Source organism: Natronoglycomyces albus (genome assembly GCF_016925535.1).
GTDB classification, from domain to species: Bacteria; Actinomycetota; Actinomycetes; order Mycobacteriales; family Micromonosporaceae; genus Natronoglycomyces; species Natronoglycomyces albus.
In genome coordinates this window covers 3597289-3622039 of the sequence record NZ_CP070496.1, presented here as the reverse complement: position 1 = coordinate 3622039, position 24751 = coordinate 3597289, and the positions used below count along the sequence as shown (strand labels likewise).

Here is a 24751-nt window from a genome sequence, read left to right as displayed (position 1 = left end):
GGAGCTGCCCTCATGTCGCCACTTCGCCCACCGATGATTGCCCACACGCTGGATGATCTACGCCGCGTGCGCGAGTCCATGGCCGGGACTGTCGCCGTCGTCCCCACGATGGGCGCTTTGCACGAGGGGCACCGCACCCATATGCGGCGCGCCCGCCAACTGGCCGACCACGTGATAGTGACCGTGTTCGTCAACCCGCTGCAGTTCCGCCCGGGCGAGGATTTCGAGGCCTACCCGCGCACGTTGGAGGCCGACGCCGCCGCGTGCGCGGAGGAGGGCGTCGACGTGGTCTTCGCCCCTAGCGAGGCTGAGCTGTATCCACGTGGACGCGACGCGGTCACTCGCGTGATCCCTGGACCGGCGGGCGACTTGTTCGAAGGGGCCTCCCGGCCCGGCTTCTTCACTGGGGTGCTGACCGTGGTCGCGAAGCTGCTTCGCCTCACCAGGGCCCACATCGCCACCTTTGGCGAGAAGGATTACCAACAGCTGGCCATGGTGCGACGGATGGTCGACGACCTGCACCTTGGCGTCCATATTGAGGCGATACCGACGGTGAGGGAGAGCGACGGGCTCGCCCAATCCAGCCGCAATGTCTACTTGAGCGCGGCCGAACGCGCGTCGGCGCTGGCCATTCCGCGCGCGATCAGGGTCGCGCAGAGCAGCCCGCAGCCGCTAGCGGCTGCGCAGAAGGTGCTGGAGGCCGAACCGGGGCTGCGAGTGGACTATGTGGCGGTAACCGCGCCAGACTTGGAACCAGCGCCCTCAGACGGCGAGGGCCGTTTGTTGATCGCCGCTTTTGCGGGCTCGACGCGACTGATCGACAACGCCGCCGTCGGCGTCGGCGCTGCCTGGCGCACCGCCGAACCAGACGGCGACGAAACAATGACATCCTCCACCTACGCCGAGGCCAGCAGCGATCCTGTCGACCTCAACCGCCGAACCACCCACATTGGAGACCGCGATGCTTAGGACCATGTTTAAATCCAAGATCCACCGTGCCACGGTCACGCAAGCCGATTTGCACTATGTCGGCTCGTGCACGTTGGACGCTGACCTGATGCGCGCGGCGGACCTTTTGCCCGGCGAGTTGGTTCACATTGTTGACATCAACAACGGCAATCGCCTGGAGACCTACCTCATTGAGGGTGAGGCTGGCTCGGGAGTGCTGGGAATCAACGGGGCGGCGGCGCATTTGATTGACCCGGGAGACCTGGTCATCCTCATTTCATATGCCCAGATGAGTAACGAGGACGCGCGCACCTTCGAGCCGACGGTTGTGCACGTCAACGACAAGAATGAAATCATAGACGTCAATGCGGATACGGCTCGTCCAGCGCCGGGAACGGCTGGCAACCCAGTGGCCAATCCGTACAGCGCAGGGTAAGTTTCCCTCATGTCGGATAAAAAACACTCAGCCTCAGAAGGCACATCAGACCCCAAGGGCAACGACGTCGAAAAAAAGGACAAAGAGCCCAAGGATGACTTGAAGACGACCCACCACAAACTGGGGAAACTCAAGTACACCGCCACGACTGGGCGCATCGTGCTCGCCGAAGAGCACTTCGAAGACGAGAAGTTCAACGGCCGTAAACCCAAGGCCGAGGTCTCCATCACCTACTACACACTGGACGACGCCGACCCGAAGGAACGCCCCGTCACCTTCGCGTTCAACGGCGGACCGGGTTCGGCCTCGATCTGGCTGCACCTGGGCGTCCTCGGCCCCCGCCGCGTCGACTCCGGCGATGTGGGCAACCTCACGCCACCTCCGTTCGGCCTGATCGACAACCACGAGACGCTCCTGCGCGACTCCGACCTGGTCTTCATCGACCCGATGTCGACCGGGTACTCCCGCGCCGTCGAGGGCGAAAAGCCCGACCCCTACCACGGTTTCAAGGGCGACCTCGAATCCGTCGCCGAGGTCATTCGCCTGTGGACGACCCGCAACAACCGTTGGTTGAGCCCGAAATACCTCATCGGCGAGTCCTACGGCGGTACTCGCGCCGCCTCCGTCGGCGAATACCTGCAATCGCGTTACGGCATGTTCCTCAACGGACTGATGCTCATCGCGCCCGCGCTCGACATGGGAACGCTGCGTTTCGGTGACAACAACGACCTGCCGTATTCGCTGTTCCTACCGGTGTACTCCGCTATCGCCCACTACCACGGCTTGCACGAGGGCCGCGAACTCGAAGACGTCGTAGCCGAGGCTCGCGCCTATGCGGCAGACGAATTCCCGCTGGTGCTGGCCAAGGGTGGGCGCCTCACTCCCGAAGAGCGCGCCACAGCCGTGGCCAAGGTCGCCTCGCTCACCGGAGTCAGTGAGGAATACGTCGACAACGCGAACCTGCGCCTGGAACACGCGCACTACTACGCGGAGCTGCTGCGCCACCGCAAGCTCGTCACCGGACGCCTGGACTCCCGCTTCACGGGCCCGGCCGACCACTACGTGCACGAGACGATGCCCGGCGACCCGTTCCTGACCGCCATCCAGGGCCCCTACACCGCCGCGATGATGCACTACCTGCGCGCCGAACTCGAATACGAGAACGACCTCGTCTACGAGACGCTGACGCGCAACGTGCACCCGTGGTCGTACAAGGAGTTCGAAGGTCAGCAGGTCACAGTTGTGGACCTGCTGGGCAAGGCCATGCGTTTCAACCCCGCGCTGCAAGTGCACGTGGCGATGGGCCGTTACGACGGTGGCGTTCCCTCCGAAGCCATTGAGCACTCGCTGGCACAGCTGCGTATTCCCGACGAGGCGCGCGAGCGCATCGAGGTGAAGGAATACCCGGCCGGGCACATGATGTATGTCCACGAGGAGTCCCGCCTGCGACAGGCGGCAGACTTGAGCGCGTTTATCAACGCCACTTCTAACCGGTAAGGCAACGTGACACCCGACCTGGCGCAGAGCCGAGCGACTCCACAGTCGACGGCCACTTCCGCACATCCAGCTGACCCCGTACTCGCACTTCCGCGGTTGCCTCGGCTTCCGCGTCGATTGCGGGCCAGTGCCCCATCCTGGACCGAAACCACTGACGTGGTCGTCATCGGTTCAGGCGTGGCGGGCTTGACGTGTGCGCTGTATCTGCGCCAGGCCGGGTTCCATGTCACCGTCGTCACGAAGGTCCACATTGATGACGGCTCCACCAGGTGGGCGCAAGGTGGAGTCGCCGCAGTACTGGACGCGGCCGACACTCCGGCGGCCCACGCGCGAGACACCTCGATCGCCGGGGTGGACTTGTGCGACCCCGAAGCGGTGGACGTGACGGTGACCGAAGGCCCCGAGCGCGTCATGGACCTCATCCGCAATGGGGCCGCCTTTGACCGCGACGGTGATGGCAACCTGGAGTTGACCCGCGAAGGTGGTCATCGGGCACGCCGCATCATCCACGCTGGAGGCGACGCCACGGGCGCGGAAATTCAACGCGCCCTGCACGAGGCGGTGTTCCGTGACCCGTGGATTCGAGTCATCGAGAACGCGATGGTGCTAGACGTGCTGACCGACGCTGGGGGACAAGCGTGCGGGGTGAGCCTGCACGTGTTGGGCGAGGGCGTCGAGTACGGCGTCGGTGGCGTCAACGCCCGAGCAGTGGTGCTGGCCACCGGCGGTTTGGGACAGATCTACGAATCGACCACCAACCCGTCGGTCTCCATTGGCGACGGAGTGGCAGCAGCGCTGCGGGCCGGCGCGGACGTGACGGACTTGGAATTCGTCCAGTTCCACCCCACAGCCCTGTATCTGGAGGACTCCACGGGCGACCGGCAGCCGCTCATCTCGGAGGCGCTGCGCGGAGAAGGCGCCTACCTGCGGGATGCCAACGGAGAGCGTTTCATGCTCGGCCGCCATGAACTGGCAGAGCTGGCTCCCCGCGACGTGGTCGCGAAAGCAGCTACCGCTTCGATGCTGGCCCAGGGAACGAAAAACGTGTGGCTGGACGCCCGCCACTTGGGAGAGGGCATTGAGACCCGGTTCCCCACCATTACCAAGACCTGCCGTGACATCGGGATCGACCCGGTCCGTGACCTGATTCCCGTCGCCCCGGCCGCGCACTACGCCTCCGGTGGCGTGCGCTCCGATCTACACGGGCGTACCTCGGTGCCAGGGCTGTATGCCGCCGGCGAGGTCGCCTGCACCGGTCTGCACGGGGCCAACCGGTTGGCGTCGAACTCGCTCCTAGAGGCACTAGTCTTCAGCCGCCGCATCGCCGACGACATTGCCCGGTCCGACTGGCAACCCGGCGAAGCGGTGTTTCCCGATGTTGAGTCTTGGGCCGTGTCAACCACGTCGCGCGAGCCGTTGCAGGCGGCGATGACAGCCGGGGCAGGCGTCATCCGCAATGCCGCTTCCCTGACCGCGACCGCCGCCACCCTCAGCGAACTGGGTGCCTCCCGTACCGGCCGCCCGCGCCCGGCGACATGGGAAGCGACGAACCTCCTGACCGTGGCCGTGGCAGTCACCGCAGCCGCCTACGCGCGGCGCGAAACCCGTGGCAGCCACTGGAGGGACGACCATCCCCAGGCCGAAGGCGCGTGGCTGGGACACATTCACCTGCGCCTGAACGAGGATGGGCAAATGAGATGCACGTGGCAGAACTCCACCCGGTCGTGACCACGCCCGCACATGTGACAGGCAGGGGAGTCATTGGCCCGACCGGCTGGCCCACCGCGCCCGATCCACTAGGTTGGTAGGCGACGACCTCGCCCGAGCCTATGCGCCAGCCCATGAAGGGACTTCACCGTGACAACCGACCCGAGTAATGACAACCCAGAGGCCCTATTGGGTGTCAACCAGCGCCTAGTGGCGCTGGGTCTCGACCCGGTCGAGGTGTGCGTGACGATTGAGGCGGCCTTGGACGAGGACCTCTCAGAGGACCGAGTGGACCGCACCGCCGATGCGATCTTTGACCCCAACCATGTCTCGACTGCCCAGTTGGTGACGCGCCAGGCAGGCGTGGTGGCGGGTCTGCCGGTGGCTCACGCGGTTTTCGACTCGATGCCCTCCGACATCCACTTCACCTACCTGGTGGACGAAGGCCAGCGCGTCACGCCCGGTCAAGCGCTGGCCGAGGTGTCGGGACGCACCCGTGATCTCTTGTCGGCGGAGCGCACGGCTTTGAACTTCCTGTGCCGCCTCACCGGGATCGCCACTCACACCCGCGCCTGGGTCGACGCGCTCAAAGGAACGAAGGCGCAGGTCCTCGACACCAGAAAGACCACGCCGGGCCTGCGATCGTTGGAGAAATACGCGGTACGGGCCGCAGGTGGCGGTAACAAACGAATGGGCCTGTACGACGCGGCGATGATCAAGGACAACCACAAACAGGCCGCCGGCTCGATCGCGGCGGCTTTCCGCGCCATTGAGGATGAGGACCCAACCGTGTCTATCCAGGTCGAAGTGGACACGCTAGCCGAAGCGCTGGAAGCGGTCGAGGCGGGCGCGGAATTCCTATTGCTGGACAACATGACTCCCGACCAATTGCGCGAGATCGTGGCGGCGTTGGACGACGAGGTGGAACTCGAAGCCACCGGCGGGCTGACCCTTGACACCGCCGCCGAGTACGCGGCCACCGGGGTCGACTTCCTGTCTGTCGGCGCCCTCACCCACTCCTCGCCCATTGTGGATATTGGACTCGACTGGCCCGAGGGAGACGAGTAGACATGCTGCTGTGCATCGACATCGGGAACACCCAGACCGTCCTGGCCACCTTCGACGGCGAAGAAATGGTCCACTCCTGGCGCATCAAGACCGACCCGCGCGCCACCGCCGACGAACTGGGCCTCACCTTCCGGGCCCTGCTCGACGGAGACAAAGTCTCCATTCGCGGCATCGCCGTATCCTCCACAGTGCCACAAGCCCTGCGCGAAGTACGCACCATGCTGGAGCGTTACTACTCCGAGGCACATTGCGTCGTCGTCGAACCAGGCGTACGCACCGGAGTACAGCTAGCCATCGACAACCCCAAAGGCGTTGGCGCGGACCGCATCGCCAACACCCACGCGGCCTATCACCTCTACGGCGGGCCGTGCATCATCGTCGACTTCGGCACCTCGACCAACATCGATGTGGTGGGCCAGACCGGCGACTTCCTCGGCGGCGCGTTCGCACCCGGCATCGACATCTCCATCGACGCGCTGGCCGCGCGCGCGGCGCAGTTGCCGAAGATTGAGCTGGTGGAGCCGCGCAGCGCCATCGGGAAGAACACTGTGGAATGTCTACAGTCGGGCATTCTGTATGGCTTTTCCGGGCAGGTCGATGGACTCGTGCGGCGTATTTCCGCCGAGCTGGACGGCGACGTGGCGGCCGTTCTCGGTACGGGTGGTTTGGCCGGGGTGATGTTCGAACACTGCGAGACCATCACCCACTATGAGCCCGACTTGACGTTGGTGGGCCTGCGCATGATCTATGAGCGTAACTCCTAGGCCTGGACGCGGTTGATATCGCGGCGTGATGGGTTCCCGGTAGATTTTCGCCGCAGCGCCTGGTTGAAGCGTGAGGGTACAGTTACGGCGTCCATGTCGCTAAGTGCCGGGAGTACACCCCTATGTTCGCTCCACCGCCTGACCCCGATGACGTTAACAACCAAAGCCGCATCGCGGCCGAACAGACGGTCGCGGTTCCGCGCAGCTTTCATGCCGTCGAGCCGCCGATGGCGATTCAGGTGGCACGGTGGATGGTCTGGAGCCTGGCACTGCTCGGCTTCACCGCCGCTTGCCTGGTCCTATATGGAGTTTTCGAGGTGATGGCCCACCGCGGCCTTACCTTCGAGGTGGCCTTCACGCTAGGCCTCGGGTGCGGACTAGCTGGCCTCATGGTCTTTATAGGCTTTGTCGCCTACAAACTGACCTCTGGTGCGATGTGGCCGTGGATAGTCCTGTTGACTTTGATGGGAATGGACGTGCTCAGGTCACTGGCCGACCTCCTCATTAGCGGCTCCCCGATCGCCATGGTGACACTCGCGATCGCCGCCACCGTCATCGTCCTCCTGGCTTGGCCCAGCTCGGCCCGCTGGTTTGTCCACCAAGACCGCCATGCGACGGTTGCGCATTCCTCCACGTCTGGCTTAGGCGAGGGTGAGGAAGTCTGGGCCCGACCGACATCGTTCTCACTTTGCGAGACCATGTCAGGAGCGCCCACCGGCTTCTTGGATACATGAGCGCGGGGTGTTCACGTTGAGTTTTCGTATGGGGGTCGTTCACCGGTCGCTCTATCCATTGAGCACTGCGGTTATGCGGGGCTCTGGTGGCCTCGGTGATGGCCCCGGCTGTGGTGAGGGCCCAAGTGCTCTCATAGCCTGCTTGTAGGTGCGTCAGTGCCTAACGCTCAAGATCTGGAAGCAGTTCATGAATGTCTTTCATGAGTTCGGAAACTACCTCGATCGAGCCGAGAACGAACTCTAGTTGTTCCTCGAGGTCTTCCTCGCTGACTTCTTCGAAGGTTTTGTTTTCCGGGAAGTCAAAGCTCAAACTCACGCCCATGGCTAGGTTACCGATTTCGGCTCCGAAGCTGCAGGTCTTACTATGCGAGCGGGCACTCGAATGGTCCCAGCATTCGTAGGTGCTGCGATCCCAACCCGGGACGTCACCGGAAGCTATTGTAACGGCGTCGTCATTGGAGGGAGCGCTTGCAGATGGATTCCACTTGGCTTGGTCCATCTCGGAGCGGACCTGATAATCGTGCAGGTCAGGCCGCATAACTGTATAGATTACCAACGCGGACACGGTGAAGTAAAGATCTTCGTCGTCTACGTAGAATTGTCGACAGTCGGAGCGGTCATGGTATTTTCTTTCTCTAGTGTCACCGTAATCTTCCATTTGAAATTGGCCACCCATGCCCAAGTCCAGGGTCAGGTTTTCGCAAATACCCTTTGAATGCAAGACGAACAGTGATCGATCCTGAGCTCTTTCGACATAGGGTTCTGGAGACGAATCACTAAAGATCAAGTAAAAGGCACCTCCCCAAATTGCTAGGGCGGAAATAATCGCTATTGACAGTGTCAACTTGAGACTTTTCATAGTTATCGCTCCCGGGAGTATGACCTAACTAGCTGCTTAGGCCTGAGCTGTGTCTGAGCGAGGAGCTATCGATAGGTGAGTCAACTAGCAGTGGTCGGGCGACCACGATAGAGCCGATGCCTCGAGCTGGGGCGTTCCTGCGGAGCTCATGAATGGTGTCCTCTCCCTCCTGAATGCCATCTTTTGTAGCATCGAGTGCTTCGTAATAAAACCTCTGCGATGCGGTAACGGCCGTCGCGAAGTCATTCATGATGCCGGTCGCTGTTCCGCCATATATAGGAAGCTCCTCGGGGTCGGGGTAGACCTCACTTACTGAATCGAAGACATCTGAATAGGTGGATCGTGCCACATCGATCTTGAAGTCATCACCCCGTCGAGCGATCATCGATGCTATCGAGCCTCCGAATGGTCCAAGAAAGCCAAAGACGACGTTCATTACCCGATCGCGCCGCTGCTCTAGCTCTTGTTGCATTTGGTTAGCCCGGCCCTGAATTGCTTGGAGGGCTTTGTTCTTGCATACAACCACGCAATTGAAGGCCGTATCTTGTGAGTCCACAACTATGTTGTTGAATAGCTCTAGAAAAGCCATAAGCTCATAGATAGCATCTGATTGATGAACCATGGCCTTTGGAAACGGGGTCAACATGTTTTCTTGAAAGTCTGTACGGGCTGTCCCTACCCAGTCAGAGATATAAGACTGAGAATTCTGCATATCTTCCATGAGGGCAGCATATTGACTTCCCGCCTGGGAAAGCATGTGATGCTCAGCCTGTATTGAGGCGGGATTACGAAATGCGATCTCGTCTAGGGCGGGTTTGATAAAGGCCAGGTTATCGGAGGCCCACTGAGCAGCAGAATCGGCGGCAGACATGACCTGGTCTGCAATCATTTTCTTCACAGAGTTGAGGTCGAACTGGGAATATTCTAGGCCATCTGGAGTGAACATATTGTACAGAAGGAGTTCCTTCTTAATCTGGACAGACTGGGCGTCCCCGATCTCGAGCTTCATATTGAGAATATCGGGGTCGACCGGACTCTCACTCAAAGTAAGAGAGCCACGGGGAGCGCCAATGTTGACGGGGCTAGATACGCCCGAGGAGCGCATGCTGTCGATCGCCGCGGTGTTATTGGGTGCTTGGATACGAGGGCCATCGAACGCGACCATCTCATCGATATACTTGAGCTCCGCGAGGGCTTGGCCCAGGTCTGAAAATTCAGACCAAAGACGTTCGCGGTTGAATTCTTTGTGCTCTTTGAGGGAAGCCACGGCTCAACTTTTCCTATTCTTTTTGCTGGGTGCGAGGGCATGATGTTTGAATGTGGGCAGAAGCGCGCCTCTACTGGGCCGCACGGTTTCCAGGGCGCCGTGGAGCTACGGGCTCAGCCGTATGTAGCTGGGAGGTGTAGTCAGCCGCGTAGAGGTTGTCGCGCTTGTCCTCAAACACGTTAGCGGCTTCTTCATCGGTTGCGGCATATGCATTGGCGATGGCCACCAGCGCCGAACCGGTGTCTTGGAGATTGATACATGAGGTGTGCACGATTTGTTGCAGCGAGTCGCGCATCTGCAACCATGCTGTTGTCGCCGGGTGGTGAGAGCCGTCTAGCTCTCGAAACGCGCCAGCATCGTCCGCGCGACTCCGTTCGATGATGTGAGTGACGACAGCGAGCTTTTGGGCGGCATCGGGGAAGTCGAGGCGTCCCACCCGATAGAGGCGGTGAAGTTCTACGCCGAACCCCGGCCGGTGCCAACGTCTCCCGGGTTGGAGCTGACTGCGGGACCTTCATAGCCACTGCTAGGGGAACTGGATACTTGTTGCATGGGCACTTCCTGTCGGGCGAGCAACGCTCATGTTTTGTGGTCGTCGAATAGCTTACCGCTACTGGACAATTGCCGCTGTTCACGCAAAGCGGAAGTGGCCAGTAGGGGTCATGACTCAGGCAACTGGAATCGACTGGGTGCGGAACCTAGTCTGTGCCCAGTTGACACGCCGGTGGGGGTGTGGTGTCGGTCTCTGTTTAGGCGTGGATCTCGTCAATTTTGGGCGACACGCCGAGCCGAAACGCGTGTGGTCGTTGACTTCTGGATTTTGTTCGGGGATAGTTCCGAACTATCCGATGTGATCCGTGTGCAGCACGGCATCGCATGGGGCACACGCGTTCACGAATCCGTAGGGTTCGGGGCGCACAAGTTCATATGGAAACAGGTGGTCCGACGGACCTTGCCGCTAAACATGTTCCGGCGGACCACCCTCACAGCATCAAGAAACGGAGTTCGTAATGCTACGAACCACCATACGCTGCCGCACACCCAAAAACGAGCAGTCAACACCCACATCTTCACACCTTTTTGACCCGCATATGCCCAGGCAGATGCGGGTTTCGGTGCTGACTTTTGGCGGTGTGAAATGAGTGATGAGATCTCCGCAGCCACCTCTCAACCGACGTACGCGGCGGGCTCGGTTGGCCGGTGTCGTGATCTGGCGAAGTCGGCCGATGCGGCAGCCACACACCACAGCGCTGATGAGGCGACCAGTCCGGAAACGGTCTATTCAACGTCGTCGAGATCGTCGGGCTCGCCTGTGTCGCCGCCTGTGAAGACGACCGGTAACCAGGTTGTCGAGTTCGCCTTTGGGCCGGGTCGTTACATGGTCTCGCCGCATCCGGAACGCGGTTCGGCGTTGGCGTTGAACCTGCAGGGTCAGTCCTTGGTTATTCCGGTGGCCACGATCGCCCTGGTTCGGGGCCAGTTGGGTGAAGTCACCTGGGAGACGCCGTTTCTGGCCCGTTCACCTGAGTGGAAGGACGCCATCCTCAACCAGGTGTCGCAAAACCTGGCCGAGTCTTTGCTGGGCGGTGCGTCATGAACCCGCGCAATCTCGGTATCCCGGCGATGCGCTCCGGCGAGGACCAGCCGACGAACCCGGCCAACGGCCGACCGATGGGCTCAGGCAACGACCACCAGGTAAGTTCAGCTAACGGCCAACCGGTGCGTCCGGGAAACGCTCACGTGTTGGGTTCGGGGAACGGTCCTCCGGTGCGCTGGGCGAACGGGCAACCGGCCCCGGCGAATGTCACCAGCAGGTTTTCCAAGCTTGATTTGTTGGGGGCACGCCTGGAGCCGGGCAAGTTTTACGGCCGGTTTCTCTCCGATGGGTATTACTACTACCTGTATGGCTCCTGGATGGGCGACTCGATCGCCGTACATCGGGAGGAATCGCGCGAGGGCGACCCCATCGTGCGCGCCTACCTGCTGCCATCGGGCGCTTGGTGGATCAAAACCCTCGTCTTCGGCCAAGCCGCCTACGGGTTGAAACGTTTCGCGGAGAACTTCACCACCTACGCGGCCGCACATCCGGACCTGTGTACACACCACAAACCTGAATCCGAGTAACCAAGTGACCTGACCTGACCTGATCTGACCGGGTGGCGGTGTCTGGACACCAAAGACCGTCCGCCCTGTCGATACCAAAGACCTATCGCAGCTCACCCGCCAGGTGAGCAACACGAACCCATGCTGGAAGTGTTCGTAAATCGCTGTGGTTGGGGTGGCCCTGACAGTCAAGCTAACTGTCGGACAAGAATGACCCCACCGTAACGGCACCGAACCCCGCTGGATGAGATATCCGGACCTCACCGAGGACAGATCGATCTAGACGAGAAACCCTCAACCGAGACCGGATCGCGCACCGCAGAAACCAAACCGGCCTAGAACTCTACGCAAGAGCAACCACAGTTACTCCCACCAGGCGTCAGACAACTAGCCCGGCACGGAATCACGGCAGCCATTCCCAGACCAGACGGGACATAACTTCACAACAACTCAACCCACACAACAGAAACCCGGGCCAATGCGAGCCGCGACGACGTCAAACTAGCCGCAACGATCCAACAGTGGCGACCCCACCAGGACAGGCGGCACACCGATACCGTCAACGCACGTCACCACCAGCAACGTCACCGCAGCAACGACGATGCCACGGCGACACTGCATCACCAGCACATGCACGCGTTAGTTCGCATCGGGCCCGGAATAACAAGTCAACGTGACGGCTACAAGCCTCGGAATTAGCCTGCTCATGGGTTGAGACCGGAGCGACATGCAATGAACTGGGAGGTGATGAGTTAGCCGGTGGCATCTATGTCGATCTGAATTCGGTTCATCGGCGACCGGGGCCGTCGGGGATCGTGGTCAGTGGGAATTGTGTCGGTTTATCGTGCGACGTTCGCTTACTGAGATCGGCAGGGCCGGACGTTGATTTGGTGCGGTCTTACGATTCTCGGTATGGTGTTAAAGGCGCAACCGGTCATTTTTTAGCGCTACGCACCCACCCGGAGAGCTCCCGTCCAGAAGTTCGCGGTATCCGCCAGCGTGCATTCATTGGCTTGCGATACCGGCTTTGAGGCGGATATACCCCAGCGAAAGGACACCCCAGCCATGTCTCAGACCGCTAGGCCGCGATCTCGTGCGTCTCGATGGGGTGCGGCCGCTATTGCGGCCACGTTGGGAGCTTCGGCGGCGTTGTTTTTGGGGGCGGCTCCGGCTCATGCTGATGAGGTGGGTGGTTGGGCGTTGGATGCGTTGAACGTGGAAGAGGCTTGGCAGCACACGCAGGGCGAAGGCATCACGGTGGCGGTGCTCGATACCGGTCTAGACGCCTCGCACCCGTATTTTGAAGACAAGAACGTCCATGAGGGGTACAGCACCTTCGATAGTGAGGACGATGCCTTTCACGACCAGGACGGTCACGGAACGTTGGTCTCGTCATTGGTGCTGGCCGTGGCTCCGGAAGCCACTTTGATGCCAGTCAAGACTACCCATGGACGCTTTGACCAATTTGAAACCGTCGATCTTCCGCCTGCGCCGATCGACAGTGAGATTCGTTGGGCTGTGGATAATGGTGCCGACGTTCTAGTGCTTCCATTCGGTTCCAACGGAATCTACGATGTCGACCTTGAGGCGTATCAGTATGCGGTTGACAACGATGTGCTTGTCCTGGCAGCCGCCGGGAACGATCCTGATGCTGATAAGTTCCACCCTGCTGCGACCGATGGGATATTGGCTGTGTCGGGTACGGATGTCAATGGCGAACTGTATGTGGACTCAACGACCGGTCCGCATATCGATGCGGCTGGTCCGGCAGCGGACATCACAGCCGCTGACACGACCATCTGGCAAGAGGACGATCATCCGCTCTATCGACAGTTCTGGGGTACGTCGTTGACGGTTGGTCTTATCGGCGGAGTCGCAGCTCTAGTGCTGGCTTCTGATTCCGATATTGATGCTAATAATGCGATTGCGCGGATGTTGGGTACTGCTGTTGATATTGGGCCTGCGGATCAGTTTGGGCATGGTCTGATTGATGCTGGTGCGGCGGTGGCTGCTGAAGGTATCGATACGGTCAGTGAGAATCCCTTGGGGTATCCGATGGGTGAGTCTGGTGCCAGTCAGGAGGCTGAAGAGGAGCCCACAGCTTCGCCTGAGGCGGCTGGCCCGGTGGGGGCTGCGCCCGATGATCGGATTTTGGGGTTGAGCCCGCTGGTCTTTTGGTTGCTGGTGGGGTTCATCGTGCTCGACATCATCGCGGTGACGATCTTCTTGGTGCTCAAGAAACGCAAGGAAGCCCGACAACAACCGCAGGCGTATGCGCCATGGCCCCAGTATCCGGGCCAACAAGGCAGCAGCCACCCGCCACAGTACTAAGCCACAAGAGAGGTGGGCCCGGTGACCGTAAGGTCACCGGGCCCACCTCTAACAATGTTCATTCCGTGGCTTGTGCTTTGCGGGCCATCCATGCGTCATACATACGTTCCCACTCACGAATCGCTTTCGGATCGTAATCATCGGCCGGACCTGAGTTCGGGTCGAATGCGGTCCAGTCGAAGTCTTGTTCGGTCAGCCAGTTCTCCGGGCCACCCTCGGTTTCCTCCCCGGACTCACCGGGACGCCCACCAGCGGCACCCATCATGCCCGCACCCGGACGACCGGTACCGGCCCCTCCACGGCCCATAACCGCCGCAGTGCCTTTGCCTGCGGCAGTAGAGGAGGCTGTGGTACCGCCCGGACCGACGCGAGAGCCCGTGGAACCCCCGCGAGTGCTGGCCGTCGAGGCGGCTGAACCCGAACCGGCAACCCCAATAGCCGCCGCCCCGGCACCGGTAGCGATAGATCCGCTTGAAGCACCGGCAATCGAACCAACCCCACCGCCAGCCGGACCAGCTGCGGGGCCAGCGGTGCCCGCGTACAGACCTGCCCCAGATTCATCGGCGTCGCCCTCGCCCGACAGTTGCCAATCAACACCGTCGGTTGCGCCAATTGCGCCCGAACCGGCCGGAAGAACAGGGCCACTACTCGATCCTGTGGAACCCATTGACCCCGTCGAACCGCTATTCGAGGCGATGACTGCCGGAGAACCGTCCGAACGTCCATTCAAGCCGTCATTACCGAACAGCGGTCCGCCGGGCGATGGAGCATTCTCCCCCGGAGTACCCGGAGCGGGCTTTGGGGGAGGCTCTGTGTCGAATCTGTCGCTTACCTCGTCGTATGTTTCGGCAAGTTTTCCCACGTAGCTGGCCATCAATAGCCGCTCTTTGCGCTGCTCGTTCTCATAATGGGCCCGGTCGTCCATTTCCCAAGGCGGGCGAGACGCCTTCCACTCCTCATACGACATCCGCGAGGCATTGAACGGATACGACTCCGCCTTTTCCCGGGCTTCCTTTAGCGCCGCAGACAACAAGGGGATGCTCTTGGCCTCGGTTTCCTCGATGTACCCGGCAAGTCTTGACGAGAACTCGCTCAGCTTGTCCATCCGGTCGGCGAACTCGTCGGCCGCCTCGCCTTGCCAGCCCTGCATCAGCCGACTAACGCTGGAGGCCACGCGGTTGTTGGCGTCCTCCAGGGTTTCGCGGACGCTCTTCCACGGCAGCGCGGCCATGGCCACACTGGTGGGATCGGCGTCGGTGAACAGCATCGACCACAACTGTTCGAAGCTGTACTGGTTGTACTTGGCGATGTAATCATTGGTAGCCATCAGGTGCTCCTAACCCTGCGTTCCGGGGCTATCGGCGCCAAAGGCACTGTCGGCGTCGCGGCCAGCTTCGTCGATTTCTCGCTCTAGGGTCTGGGTGTCCATGGCGATGTCGCCATCGGAGTTTCGATAGTTGGCGCAGGTGCGGCGGGCAACCTCGCCCGATACATGGTGACCATTGCCGACCTTATTGACCTCGATGACGGTGGGCTTGTAGAAGCCCTCGCGGAACGCCTCCCGACACTTCACGGCCTCTTCAAAAGCTCCCAGCTGGAGATTTTCCCCGTCGAAGGTGGTCACTGAGGGCATTGAGAAGGCCCGCATACCAGGCATCATGAATCCGCGCTGCTGCGACAGCAGCCCGACTACGTTGCTAATGGCTTCCTCGAGCTCGGCCGCGCGGGCGGCGAACTCTTCGAGTTCCAGCGGCTCCACATACAATGCCGCTTTCGCGACGGCGCTTTGGATAGCGGAGCTACCGGAAGCGGCTCCACCACCATCGGCCATAGGGGTCAGGACCATCGGTGAAATCTCCTCAACCAGGATCAACGCCAGCCTGGGGCAGGCTGGCGAATTTAGATTGTGACTACGCCCCAACGGCGTTTATTCAAGCAAGGGGCACGATAATTTTCAGAAACCAATCTTACCGAACCGTGCAAAGAATATCTGGTCGAGAATGTGCCAGTCTCACTCGATTGCGTCACGTTGACGACACGGTGTTACCACAGTGACCAGAGGTGAACCGGGCGTAGGTTTCTCAATGTCCGGGGCACCATGGCGACTGGCTTACCTCGAACGCGAGTGCGCCACGTTCACGAAGAGTTAGTTGGGCCCGATGGAACGTCGTGCCGAAGGTTTCCGAACCCGGCGACCTCTTCATCGTCCTCTGGCTGGGGCACCAACTCAATGAAGGGCACATCCCAAGTCCTGTGCCAGCCATCCGAATGCCCCTCAATGCTTTTGCAATGCGTTGAGCTCTTGGTAGACCCGTTGGCGTAGTTGGTAGAGATGCTTGGTGAAGCGGTTGATGTTCTCCAGGCTGTTTCGTAGGGTCGCGTTGAACATCTCGACCGGGGAGTCTTCATCGATCATGCTTTCGAAGTTCTTGCGGCCTTCGGAAGCGGTGGCGATGGCCTCGTCTATGGATAGCAGCTGTCGTTCCAGGCGCAGCCGGAGCTCGTCTATCGATTCGGCGGAGGGGGGTTCGTGGCCAGACATGGGGTTATGGCTCTTCCTCTAGGGTTTTACGCAGCTGGCTGATCATGCGTACCAGGCTGTCGTTTTTGATCTTGGCGGCCAGGAAGTCATTCGACAACTCGATGGGCAGATAGTCGAAGGTTTCTTCGGCGAGAATCGATGTGAGCATATGAGCGACGTCGTCGGACTGAGCTTGAAGGGAATCGACCTGCGCGAGGGTGATGTCTCCAGGTTGAACGGGGTTGGGAAAAGACCTGTTGGAGGATGCGTCACTAGTTCCCATGGCCGGACTCCAAACGCCTCACGGAGGGGGTTCTCATTAACCGTACCGTTAGAGGGGGTCTTCGCACCCTGGAGAGCTTCGAGACTTGCGCAAATGGCACCTTCGGCGCTAGCTGCCACGGAGCTTAAGTTGCCTTGTGCGGCCTTGACCGTGCGCTTTCGAAAAGGCTCAACGACCCCGAGCGGCCATGCTGGTGGGCGAATGAACCATGATTGCCTGTTCAGCTTGCGGATTCCCTATAGGACAGCGGCCAAAAACCGGACAAACCGGCATGGAGTGACTCAGAGCAATAGATATGATACTTTCCTAAAGAAGTGAGCGGTAATCGCCTTCCACAACGGATACCGCCCACCCCACTATCAATCCCTCATTCACGGGGGACTTAACAATGAAAGGACATTGTACCAAATGAAGGCCAAACGCTGGCTTCAAGCTGCCCTTATATCGGTGACTGCTCTGGGAGTGATGGGAGCCGTTACCCCCGCAGCAGCCGAGCAACTACTCGTCTCCGGATCAGTCGATGGAGCCGTGTCACTCCAAAGCGCGGACGGATATTCCGAAACGTACGGCAACAAGCGTGGTGTACGAGTCTGTGACACCTCTTGGGACGGCTGGGATGTATATTCCAATTTTTACGTTCGCAACGACAGCGTTCGCAAACGCATCGAAACCACCGGCGGTAAGGGTTCATGCGCCGAGTCCGGCCTCTATGAGGCGGGTATCGACCGCCACAACACGTGCCTGAATAGGACGCTGCTTCCCGACTCTTGCACTGACTACCGCAAAGTTCCGTGGTAGCTGAATTCCTCCCTCGGGCAGGGGCGCCCAAGTGCGACCCTGCCCGCAATCTTCGCTTCTCTCCAGCCCCCTGAACAGAATCAAGAGGCATGCCGAACACATCCCCAGTCCTGTCGGTCAGCGACCTGTGCCTGACTCTTGGAGAACGCACTATATTCACCTCCGCCGACCTCACCGTCAACGCAGGCGAATCCCTCGCCATTCTCGGGCCGTCGGGTTCGGGAAAGAGTAGCCTGCTCTCGGTTATTCTCGGTCTTATTTCTCCCACCTCGGGGCAAGTCGTCATCGATGGAACAGCCCTCACTGATTTGCGAGGGGACGCGCTGGCGAACCTGCGCGCCTCCGCAGTGGGCATGGTCTTCCAGTTCGGGGAAATCCTTCCCGAACTCACACCGGCAGAAAACGTGGCCCTGCCCGCGTTGCTTAACCCCCGCCCGGATGCCCTTGACCCTTATGAGCGAGCTGCTTCTCTACTGGAAACACTTGGAGTTGTCACGACTGCTCCGACTGCACATTTGTCTGGAGGAGAACGGCAAAGGGTCGCCGTCGCGCGGGCGCTGATAAATGCACCCCGCCTGATACTCGCCGATGAACCCACCGGGGCTTTGGACGAGAAGACTAGAGACCAAGTCGCCTCCATTCTGTTCGAGCTGCCGGTCTCTCACCACTGTGGGCTCCTGACTGTTACTCATGACCTAAACGTGGCCTCTCGCGCAGACCGGATAGTGCAGATTGTCGACGGTCGTCTCCAAGTAAGGGACGAGCTTGCATGAACCGTCCTCGAAACCCTCGTGTTATTGCCGCACGGATCGGATTTGGGGCAGCACGGAATATGGAAGCCGGTGGACTACGATTCGCCGCACTGGCGTTCGCCGCCTTTATGATCGTGATATCGGTTGCCACACTTGCCGTCACATTCGCCGTCGCTTCCGAACGCGCTCAGCGGGCCCTGGATGGAACGCCCGTTTACGCCGATACGGACACATCCCAATCCTCAGTTGTGCTCGTGCAAAGCATTTTCGACAACCTACAAGGCAGTAGGCAGTTCGAAGTTTTCTACCTCTCTCCTTTGGGTGAGGACGCGCCGCTCCCGCCCGGACTGAGTCATTGGCCCCAGCCCGGTGAAGCGGTCCTATCCCCGGCATTGCTCGAAAAGGGCGGTTCCGAAAAAATCGAATCACGCTATGGCGATGTGGTGGGGACTATCGGCTCGGAAGGGCTTCTGGACGCCGGGCAACTACTGGCCTATGTCCGACCCCTCCAGGATCTGGAGTACGCCGATTCCTCCGCAACCGAGCGTATAAGCGGATGGGGCGTAGATGACACTATTAACTCCCACGGTGTGCACTGGATCCTACAAGAACAGGATTTTTCGGTCGGTGCTTTGGCGGCCTTGGCCATTGCGATGCTGTTGATACCCGCATGCGCCTTGATGTTCATAGCGGCTCGCATCGCAGCGCATTCCCGGGATAGGCGGGAACATCTGGTGATGATCCTGGGCGGTACAGCACGGCATCGCAGGTGGATTGCGATAGGGGAAACCGCTCCGCCGATTCTGGCTGGGACCGTTTTCGCCGGACTTCTGCTTCCGTTTGTGCTCGTCTTCGATATCAATCTGCCGTATGCGGAATTCACCATTGCCGCCGATGATGTCCGCTCCCACTGGCTGCCGCTGGCTGCCACGCCCTTTATCGGAATCGCCGTGACCGTGTCGATTGCGCTGGGCCTTGCCAGAGGCGGCAAGGTTCGCAACGATTCCACCCGACCGCTTCCTGCTCCCCGGCACCGCCGATTGATCATCGTCGCTTCACTGTGCCCCGTTTTTATAAGCATCGCGGTCATCTTGCCGCAGTTCTTCATGTACACCCCCGGATACATGATCTTCCACTGGCTGGGAACTATCGGCGCAATGGTGACATTGCCAGCGGTCATCGGAGTCGCCTCCTCCTGGGCAGGAAAATCACTGGCCCGTACAGGCCGGGCTCGCCGGAATGCTCCAATGTTGATAGCCGGATCCTGGATGCACGCTCGGCCCCGAGCCATTACTCGTCAGGTCACCGGTCTCGCCATGGGCATCGTGCTCTTCTTCCTTGCCGCGGCTTACCAAGCCTTGCTGGCTGGAAACTCCGAAACGGCCGAGCTACACCAAGCGCAGTTTGGGACCAGTACGGTAACCGTCAGCCCCAATGGTTCCACCGATATCACCGCCACTGACCAGTTCCTAGGTACCGTCGACGACCACGCGAAGATTCTGGCGATAGAGACTGTATGGGACGAGGAGTCCCAGGAGAACATCACGTTGCTGGCCGGAAGTTGCGAGGATATTGCTGACCTTGGCTCTCCCTGCCATAGCACTGACGAAACAGAAATAGACCCGCGTACGGTCGACCCGTTTCTCGCCGTTTGGCTGGGACACAACCCATTGCAGACACGACAGGGCGATGTCGCCGATGCAGTTGCAGATGGTGCCGCATTGCTGATGATCGACAAGTCCGGGAGTGGCTTCTCCATCCCTGAATTGAAACGCTCGGCCCGAGTTTTCCCGCAACAGGCGACCGTGACTACGCCTGGCGAGCGGTGGGGCAATGGCGCGATCCCCATTCGGGAACAGTCGCGGTGGATCGGCCTTTTTGGTATCACAGGTCTGGCCTTGCTGGGCCTAGTCGCCGCTGTCGCCGCCGCCGGTGAATTCCTCCGCTATGGCACAGCATTGGCGCCACTAGCCGCAATCACTGGAACCGCTGGTACTCATCGCCGTATCGCCGCATGGAGTGTGGCAGCCCCTATCACTGCCACTGTTCTCATAGGCGTAGCGATTGGCATCTGGATTACGCGTCCCCTGACTCTCTACACCAGTAGTCCACCGGGGTGGGGTACGGCAACTTTGGTGACCGTGGTCGTTACCGCGACCGGAATTCTGATGTGGTGGTGGGCATCTTCCATAGCCGTCGCCTGCTCCCAGCGTTGGCGACCCGGCCGAGAATAAGTCTCCGTTGGTAAAACCATAGACGTGTACACGGGCGCAGATCGCCTTCCACAACGGACACCGCCTTGTGTACCGGCCCGATTATTAGGGACTAAACAATGAAAGGAAGATATGAGTAAGCACTCAAAAGCCTGGTTCAAGACTGCGATCATTGCCGTCACAACCGCTGGAGTCCTTGGCGCGACCGCGCCAGCCTTTTCTGCCACAGCGGAGGTATCCGGTGCCCGCGCCACCACTCACTCCCAGGATAAAGGTGTTGAAGTAACCGATACGAGAATGGATGGCTTTAATGCTTACTCCAACTTTTTCGTGGTAGGGAGTAACACGAGGCACCGCATCGAAACGCAGGAGGGGAAGAATAGTTCTGCCCGATCTGGAACTTGGTCTTCTGGAATTGAGAAACTCCGCGCATGCACGAATGTTCCCCTCTGGCCGGATAACTGCTCCACCTACGAAAACGTCTCATAACTGAAAACTCGGTTTCTCGGGATTTCAACTCTTTACCCCGGCACTCTTGTGCACCGGCTGCCCAACAGTGCCGGGTCCACCTGTATCAGCAGCGAAAACCGACTATCCATACGGGCGGGGGCGTATCCGTTCAGCGTCTGAGGATGGGCTCTCCGGCGAGCCAGGTGATGCGTGGGCGGTATCGTGGCCCACGCGCTCCTTTCGCCCCGTGCGGTCGTGTGCGCATTGGTGGCTTCGGCGATCACTGCCGGGAACTGGCTACCGACGCATAGAACCCCAACACCCCAGGTCACGGACAACCTGAGCAGATATTAACGGCGCCTATTGCAACCTTGAATGTGTGCTTTTGCATAAGCCGCACCGGTCACTACTAATTCATGGCCAGCGGCGGTATCTAGTTCGTCGATCTCCCGCTCTAGAGTCTGGGTGTCCATGGCGATGTCGCCATCGGAGTCCCGATAGTTAACACAGATGCGGCGGGCAACTTCGCCGGAGGCTTGGTGACCGTTGCCGACTTTGTTGACCTCGATCACGGTGGGCTTGTAGAAGCCCTCGCGGAACGCCTCCTGGCACTTCACGGTCTCCTCAAAGGCCCCCAGGCGCAGCCGGAACCCATCTATCGATTCAGGGGAGGGGGGTTCGTGGCCAGGCATGGGGTTATGGCTCTTCCTCTAGGGTTTTACGCAGCTGGCTGATAATGCGCACTAGGCTGTCGTTTTTGATTTTGGCGGCGAGGAAGTCATTCGACAACTCGATGGGCAGATAGTCGAAGGTTTCTTCGGCGAAGATAAAGGCGAGCGCTTCGGCGACGTCTTCGGATTGGGACTCAAGGAACTCGACATCGGCGATGGTGACCTCCCTGCGCACAGACGGCCAGCTGAGTTCGTCGTCGAAGGAATCCATGGAACTCTCCTTGCACGCCAATAAGGTGCTCTTGGCTCCAGCGTACTGGCCGTGCCGCAGATACGCATCTTCCGCGTCCAGCGGCGCGGTTCATGCCCCATATACGTGGCCAAACATTTAGTCAGCAGGCCGTGCGCCCACAAGTGACGTTGCGGACATGGACGCCGACGTAACCACGCCAGCGCCGCCCGCGTCTGTCGCCGCGTGGGCAGGACCGGTTTTTCCTCATAGGATCGGGCGATGGATGAATTCGCGGTTTTGACCGAGCACAAGGGCCCCTATGAACTCTCGACTGACCGAAGCCGGATTGACTTTGAGGTCGTGCACGACTTTTTGACCAATAGCTATTGGGCCAAGGGCATTTCCCGAGCCGATGTGGAGCGTTCTGCCCGGCATTCACTGATTGTCGGTGTCTACTTCGAGGGTAGCCAGGTCGGTTATGCCCGTGTGGTCAGCGACTTTACCCAGTTTGCCTATTTGGCTGATGTGTTCGTCTTGGAAGAACACCGGGGCAACGGCTTGGCCTCGTGGCTGGGTTCGTTTTTGTTGGAGCACCCCGAATTGACGCCGATCCGCAGATGGCTGCTGGCGACCTTGGACGCCCATGAGCTGTACCGCAAGCTAGGTTTCGACTCGCTGCCTAACCCGAGCCGGTTCATGGTGCGCATGGACGAGGACTCGATCGCCAAGCGCAACGCGCGAGAGTTAATCGTCAAGCACTGTCGGTAATCATGTGGCGAGGCGAACTCCGCTGAACGCCCAGCGGGCGTTGGCGCCGAAGAAGTTTCGGTAGGTGGCCCGCACATGATGCGGCGGGGTCACACAAGATCCTCCTCGCAAGACGTGTTGGTTGACCATGAACTTTCCGTTGTATTCGCCGATGGCTCCTTTGGGGGGCTGATACCCGGGATAGGGAAGATAGGAGCTGGCGGTCCATTCCCATACATCGCCGAACATTTGCATGGGGCTTTGCTTACCTTGGGCGGGTTGGGGACGCAGGCGTGTTTGGTTGAGAAACGCACCTTCGGTTGGCAATGCCGCTGCTACGCATTCCCATTCGGATTCGCGCGGTAGGCGATGACCGGCCCAGGTGGCGTAGGCGTCGGCCTCGAAGTAGCTAACGTGTGAGACTGGCTGAGCTGGGTCGATCGCTTGTGGACCTGCGAGGGTGAAGGCTTCGTCTCCAGTGTGGTCCCAATACAGTGGCGCTTTCCAGCCCTGTTCCTGGACGGTGGCCCAGCCTTCGGATAGCCACAGTTCGGGGCGCTGATAGCCGCCGTCCTCGATGAAGGCTTTCCATTCGCCATTGGTCACGAGGCGGTTGGCCAGCGCGAACGGCTCGCACCACACTTTGTGGCGGGGTGTTTCGTTGTCGTAGGCGAAGCCGGTTCCCGCATGCCCTATTTCTATGAGGCCGCCGGGGTGTTCGATCCAACTGAGGGATGCCGCCGTAGTGGGCTTTGGTGGCGGTAGGTCCGCATAGGAGGGCTGGAGCGGGTTTTGCCATAGTGCGTGTTTGATGTCCATGAGCAACAGTTCTTGATGTTGCTGTTCGTGTTGGAGCCCCAGTTCGACTAGTGCGGCTAGGTCGTCTCCTGGTTTGTCGGTCAGTAGGCGTTCCATTCCCGCATCGACGTGCTGGCGGTAGGCTTTGACTTCTTCGATGCCGGGGCGAGAAATCATGCCGCGTTCGGGGCGTGGGTGTGGGGTCCCGACTGTTTCGTAATAGGAGTTGAACAGGTAGCCGAACTGTGGGTGAAAGACATGGTAGTCGCGTAGATGGGGTTGGAGGAGAAAGGTTTCGAAGAACCATGTCGTGTGCGCTCGATGCCATTTTGTGGGGCTGGCGTCGGGCATCGACTGGATGCTTTGGTCTTCGGCCGACAGTGGTGCGGCTAGGTCTTCGGTGAGCTCGCGGACTGCCTTGTAACGCAACGGCAGATCCGGTGACGCTAGTGCGTCGGGAGTGGTGATCGTCATCGTCTCTTTCTTGTATCACGATGGATGTGCCAGCGCTCCCTATTTTGGTCTCTCGCCTTGCTCAGCCGCGCGCCGAAAGGTGAGAAAGTTTCACGCTGGGACCCCCAAATTCTATCTTTTCAAGGGGCGGTTCAGGGGTCAAGAAGAAGTTTTGTGGTTGTGGAAAACCGCGACCTGGGGCCTGGGAGCACCCTGGCCCGCACGGCCGCGTATTTCGGGCCCAGATCCTCCCCGCGCCGGGTGCGCAATGCGGGTTGCGCTGGGTATGCGTTACTGGTGGCCTGCCGCTGCCAGGGCGGTACGACATGCTTTCTCTAGTTGGGCTTGGTGTCGAAACCGAGCGAAGAGCCCGCGCGGGCGGGACAGGTCCACCGTCCCGGTTTGAAAGTCAAAGTGGAATTCGCCCTGGGCGATGTCGCCGGTGGCGAGCCATTCGGTCCACTGTTCCATGTCGGGCACGGAAAAGTCGTGGTTGAACAATGCGGCTGGCCCCTCAGGCATGTCCTCGCCGATGTGGTGCGATTCGGTGGGCCGGTGAACCTCGATGGGGTTGGTATCGAGGACGTGGGCGCGGCGGTCGCTGGTAAAGAGCAGCGGTTGTCCCTTTATGCGTTCGGCGAAGGGTTCGACTGCGGTGGGTGTGATGTCGATAAGTAGTCGTGGCAAGTACCACCAGTGTTCGCGGCGCAGGATGATCGAGTCGGCCAGCGCCCGGGAGGGTGGGTATTTGGCCAGTTCCTCAGGTAGCAGCGTGTCGGTGAAGATCTCGCCCTCGAGGTCGACGCGCATGGAGACGTCGCCGTGGATGAGCAGTGGTGTCCAGGTGGATGAACCGGAACGTGGGTCGGTGATGGTGACGGTGGCGGTGTCGGCCTCGGCCAGGGAGCGGGCTTGCTCGGCCTGGGCGAAGGTGAACGCCACGGTGAGCTGTTCGCCGTCACTCAGGGGCGTCAGGGCAGTGGCATGGCGTTTGCCGTCGACGCCGATCCAAGAGATTTCGCAGGTGGCGGCGGCGCGGATCGCGTGGTTTGTGTCGGGCACATTGTTCGTCATCATTCGCCACCCTTGTCGTCATTGACACCTATTTGCGCCCATATT

At 60.1% G+C, this 24751-nt stretch carries 25 protein-coding genes; 14 read left to right on the top strand and 11 right to left on the bottom strand.

Annotation, left to right across the window (positions count from 1 at the left end; genetic code table 11):
- Window positions 1-12: 12 nt before the first annotated feature.
- The 7 genes from panC (at window position 13) to JQS30_RS15455 (ending at window position 7154) form a co-directional block, all read left to right on the top strand.
- Complete coding sequence (gene panC / locus JQS30_RS15485; RefSeq protein WP_246497951.1) at window positions 13-969, top strand: pantoate--beta-alanine ligase; 957 nt, start codon at window positions 13-15, stop codon at window positions 967-969.
- Entirely contained in the window at window positions 962-1384 is a 423-nt protein-coding gene (gene panD, locus JQS30_RS15480; protein WP_213171137.1) for an aspartate 1-decarboxylase, read from the top strand. The genes panC and panD overlap by 8 nt, the downstream gene beginning before the upstream one ends.
- A 9-nt stretch (window positions 1385-1393) precedes the next feature.
- Complete coding sequence (locus tag JQS30_RS15475; RefSeq protein ID WP_213171136.1) at window positions 1394-2881, top strand: S10 family peptidase; 1488 nt, start codon at window positions 1394-1396, stop codon at window positions 2879-2881.
- Between the two features lie 96 nt (window positions 2882-2977).
- Window positions 2978-4609 (top strand): L-aspartate oxidase, encoded by a 1632-nt coding sequence (locus JQS30_RS15470; protein ID WP_343076230.1) that lies wholly within the window; start codon window positions 2978-2980, stop codon window positions 4607-4609.
- A gap of 168 nt (window positions 4610-4777) precedes the next feature.
- On the top strand, window positions 4778-5656 hold the full coding sequence (gene nadC, locus JQS30_RS15465; RefSeq protein ID WP_425498879.1) for a carboxylating nicotinate-nucleotide diphosphorylase: 879 nt from the start codon (window positions 4778-4780) through the stop codon (window positions 5654-5656).
- Between the two features lie 2 nt (window positions 5657-5658).
- The gene (locus JQS30_RS15460) at window positions 5659-6420 is read left to right on the top strand and encodes a type III pantothenate kinase (RefSeq protein WP_213171134.1); all 762 of its coding nucleotides are present in this window, start codon (window positions 5659-5661) and stop codon (window positions 6418-6420) included.
- Window positions 6421-6542: 122 nt separating this feature from the next.
- On the top strand, window positions 6543-7154 hold the full coding sequence (locus JQS30_RS15455; protein WP_213171133.1) for a hypothetical protein: 612 nt from the start codon (window positions 6543-6545) through the stop codon (window positions 7152-7154).
- Between the two features lie 160 nt (window positions 7155-7314).
- On the opposite strand, the gene JQS30_RS15450 is transcribed toward JQS30_RS15455, so the two are convergent.
- The 3 genes from JQS30_RS15450 to JQS30_RS15440 all read right to left on the bottom strand — a co-directional run bounded on the left by JQS30_RS15450 (window position 7315) and on the right by JQS30_RS15440 (window position 9716).
- Window positions 7315-8013 (bottom strand): hypothetical protein, encoded by a 699-nt coding sequence (locus JQS30_RS15450; protein WP_213171132.1) that lies wholly within the window; start codon window positions 8011-8013, stop codon window positions 7315-7317.
- A gap of 28 nt (window positions 8014-8041) precedes the next feature.
- Entirely contained in the window at window positions 8042-9280 is a 1239-nt protein-coding gene (locus tag JQS30_RS15445; protein ID WP_213171131.1) for a hypothetical protein, read from the bottom strand.
- A 70-nt stretch (window positions 9281-9350) separates the two neighbouring features.
- Entirely contained in the window at window positions 9351-9716 is a 366-nt protein-coding gene (locus tag JQS30_RS15440) for a hypothetical protein (protein WP_213171130.1), read from the bottom strand.
- A gap of 702 nt (window positions 9717-10418) precedes the next feature.
- Between JQS30_RS15440 and JQS30_RS15435 the strand changes: the two genes are divergently transcribed.
- From JQS30_RS15435 to JQS30_RS15425, 3 genes are all read left to right on the top strand, one after another.
- The gene (locus JQS30_RS15435) at window positions 10419-10877 is read left to right on the top strand and encodes a hypothetical protein (RefSeq protein ID WP_213171129.1); all 459 of its coding nucleotides are present in this window, start codon (window positions 10419-10421) and stop codon (window positions 10875-10877) included.
- The gene (locus tag JQS30_RS15430; protein WP_213171128.1) at window positions 10874-11404 is read left to right on the top strand and encodes a hypothetical protein; all 531 of its coding nucleotides are present in this window, start codon (window positions 10874-10876) and stop codon (window positions 11402-11404) included. Before JQS30_RS15435 ends, JQS30_RS15430 begins: the two co-directional genes overlap by 4 nt.
- Window positions 11405-12448: 1044 nt before the next feature.
- Window positions 12449-13714, top strand: a complete 1266-nt coding sequence (locus tag JQS30_RS15425; RefSeq protein ID WP_213171127.1) for a S8 family peptidase — start codon at window positions 12449-12451, stop codon at window positions 13712-13714.
- A gap of 58 nt (window positions 13715-13772) precedes the next feature.
- On the opposite strand, the gene JQS30_RS15420 is transcribed toward JQS30_RS15425, so the two are convergent.
- From JQS30_RS15420 to JQS30_RS15405, 4 genes are all read right to left on the bottom strand, one after another.
- Window positions 13773-15041: a WXG100 family type VII secretion target gene (locus tag JQS30_RS15420; RefSeq protein ID WP_213171126.1), complete on the bottom strand. Its 1269-nt coding sequence runs from the start codon at window positions 15039-15041 to the stop codon at window positions 13773-13775.
- A 9-nt stretch (window positions 15042-15050) separates the two neighbouring features.
- Window positions 15051-15560 carry a hypothetical protein gene (locus JQS30_RS15415; protein WP_213171125.1) on the bottom strand — a complete coding sequence of 170 codons (510 nt, stop codon included), beginning with the start codon at window positions 15558-15560 and terminating at the stop codon, window positions 15051-15053.
- Window positions 15561-15989: 429 nt separating this feature from the next.
- The gene (locus tag JQS30_RS15410; RefSeq protein WP_213171124.1) at window positions 15990-16256 is read right to left on the bottom strand and encodes a hypothetical protein; all 267 of its coding nucleotides are present in this window, start codon (window positions 16254-16256) and stop codon (window positions 15990-15992) included.
- Between the two features lie 4 nt (window positions 16257-16260).
- Window positions 16261-16518: a hypothetical protein gene (locus JQS30_RS15405; protein ID WP_213171123.1), complete on the bottom strand. Its 258-nt coding sequence runs from the start codon at window positions 16516-16518 to the stop codon at window positions 16261-16263.
- Window positions 16519-16926: 408 nt separating this feature from the next.
- Between JQS30_RS15405 and JQS30_RS15400 the strand changes: the two genes are divergently transcribed.
- The 3 genes from JQS30_RS15400 (at window position 16927) to JQS30_RS15390 (ending at window position 20302) form a co-directional block, all read left to right on the top strand.
- The gene (locus JQS30_RS15400) at window positions 16927-17316 is read left to right on the top strand and encodes a hypothetical protein (RefSeq protein ID WP_213171122.1); all 390 of its coding nucleotides are present in this window, start codon (window positions 16927-16929) and stop codon (window positions 17314-17316) included.
- Between the two features lie 89 nt (window positions 17317-17405).
- Window positions 17406-18089 (top strand): ABC transporter ATP-binding protein, encoded by a 684-nt coding sequence (locus JQS30_RS15395; RefSeq protein ID WP_213171121.1) that lies wholly within the window; start codon window positions 17406-17408, stop codon window positions 18087-18089.
- Window positions 18086-20302 carry an ABC transporter permease family protein gene (locus tag JQS30_RS15390; RefSeq protein ID WP_213171120.1) on the top strand — a complete coding sequence of 739 codons (2217 nt, stop codon included), beginning with the start codon at window positions 18086-18088 and terminating at the stop codon, window positions 20300-20302. The genes JQS30_RS15395 and JQS30_RS15390 overlap by 4 nt, the downstream gene beginning before the upstream one ends.
- Window positions 20303-21081: 779 nt before the next feature.
- Here the strand turns inward: JQS30_RS15390 and JQS30_RS15385 are convergent.
- Both JQS30_RS15385 and JQS30_RS15380 read right to left on the bottom strand, forming a co-directional pair.
- Window positions 21082-21423 carry a hypothetical protein gene (locus JQS30_RS15385; RefSeq protein ID WP_213171119.1) on the bottom strand — a complete coding sequence of 114 codons (342 nt, stop codon included), beginning with the start codon at window positions 21421-21423 and terminating at the stop codon, window positions 21082-21084.
- Between the two features lie 4 nt (window positions 21424-21427).
- A complete protein-coding gene (locus tag JQS30_RS15380; protein ID WP_213171118.1) occupies window positions 21428-21673 on the bottom strand; it encodes a hypothetical protein in 246 nt (81 codons plus the stop codon).
- 240 nt (window positions 21674-21913) lie between these two features.
- Here JQS30_RS15380 and JQS30_RS15375 point away from each other — a divergent pair, with 240 nt between their 5' ends.
- Window positions 21914-22402: a GNAT family N-acetyltransferase gene (locus JQS30_RS15375; protein WP_213171117.1), complete on the top strand. Its 489-nt coding sequence runs from the start codon at window positions 21914-21916 to the stop codon at window positions 22400-22402.
- Here the strand turns inward: JQS30_RS15375 and egtB are convergent, their stop codons facing one another.
- Window positions 22403-23653, bottom strand: coding sequence for an ergothioneine biosynthesis protein EgtB (egtB, locus tag JQS30_RS15370; RefSeq protein WP_213171116.1), 1251 nt, complete (start codon window positions 23651-23653; stop codon window positions 22403-22405).
- Between the two features lie 270 nt (window positions 23654-23923).
- Window positions 23924-24709: a hypothetical protein gene (locus tag JQS30_RS15365; protein ID WP_213171115.1), complete on the bottom strand. Its 786-nt coding sequence runs from the start codon at window positions 24707-24709 to the stop codon at window positions 23924-23926.
- Window positions 24710-24751 lie beyond the last annotated feature (42 nt).